General features: G+C 42.6%; 1 protein-coding gene. It reads right to left on the reverse strand.

Translation table 11 applies throughout. The annotated features are described in order from the left end of the window. Positions 1–27: 27 nt before the first annotated feature. On the reverse strand, positions 28–1,480 hold a 1,453-nt coding region (locus ACKI5B_RS11840; protein ID WP_407429014.1), incomplete at its 5' end, for an acyl-CoA carboxylase subunit beta.

Below are 1,480 nucleotides of genomic sequence, written 5' to 3' on the forward strand. Positions count from 1 at the left end.
TGGCTACGATCCGACTTATTACTAAAATTACAGCGGAATATTTCCGTGTTTTTTTGCAACTACATCGCTTGAAGTTTTGCCTTCAAGGAATTTGAGACTCTGAACGACTCTTTCGCGGGTTTCTTCCGGATTGATTACTGCAGAAATATAGTCGCGCTGAGCGGCAATTGTCGGAGTCATGAAAGTTTCACGGTATTCCTGGCCTTTCTGTGCTTTTACGTTTGGGTCAGCTTCTTTTGCATAAAGAATTCCGATTGCACCTTCTGCACCCATTACGGCAATTTCTGCCTTTGGCCATGCGTAAACGAAATCTGCTCCGAGGTGCTTTGAACACATCGCAATGTAAGCACCACCGTAAGCTTTTCGTGTAATTACAGTTACTTTTGGAACGCTTGCTTCTGAATATGCATAAAGAAGTTTTGCTCCGTGGCGGATAATTCCTTTCTGTTCTTCCTGAGGACCCGGGATAAAGCCCGGAACGTCTACGAAGGTGATAAGCGGAATATCGTAGCAGTCGCAGTAGCGGACGAATCTTGAAATTTTATCTGAAGCATCGCAGTTTAAAACACCGCCGAAGAATCCAGGATTGTTTCCGACGATTCCGACTGTCTTGCCTTCGATTTTTCCAAAACCTGTAACAGCGTTTCCTGCAAATTCTGACATAATTTCGTAGAATGTGCCGTCATCAATTACGTTTTCGATGACATTTTTGATGTCGTAGCCTTTTGTACTTGATTCAGGAAGTACATTCTGAATTTCTTTGTTCTTTTTTGAAGAGAACTTGAATTTTTCGTCTGCACAAAGTTTGTCACCATAGTAGTGCGGAATGTAATTTAAAAGCTCTTTTACTTTTTCAAAACATTCTTTTTCGTTTTGAGCACGGTAGTGTGCAACACCGGATTTCTGTGCATGAATTGCAGCTCCGCCCAAGTCTTCTGATGAAATGTCCATGAACATAACCTGTTTTACAACTTTTGGACCTGTAATATACATTTCAGAAATTTTGTCGACTGTGAAAATGAAATCTGTGAGACCTGGTGAATAAACGGCACCGCCTGCACAGGGACCTACGATTACAGAAATCTGAGGAATAACGCCAGAAGCGCGTACATTCTGTTTAAAAATGTCGCCATAACCGCAGAGTGCGTCAACACCTTCCTGAATTCGTGCTCCGCCTGAATCATTTACTCCGATTACAGGACATTTGTATTCGATTGCTTTTGCAATAAGTTCTGCGATTTTCTGGCCGTGAACTTTACCGAGGGAACCGCCCTGAACAGTGAAGTCCTGTGAATAAACTGCAACTTTGCGGCCGTTAATTGTACCGAAGCCTGTAATTACGCCGTCGTAAGGAATTTCTTTTTTGTCCATGCCAAAGTTTGTACACTGATGGCGTGCTTCAGCATAAATTTCCATGAAGCTGTTTTTATCGACAAGGGCATTGATTCTTTCGATTGCGTGAAGTTTGCCCTTTGCGTGC

The sequence above is a fragment of the Treponema sp. genome (genome assembly GCF_045657965.1).
GTDB lineage: Bacteria > Spirochaetota > Spirochaetia > Treponematales > Treponemataceae > Treponema_D.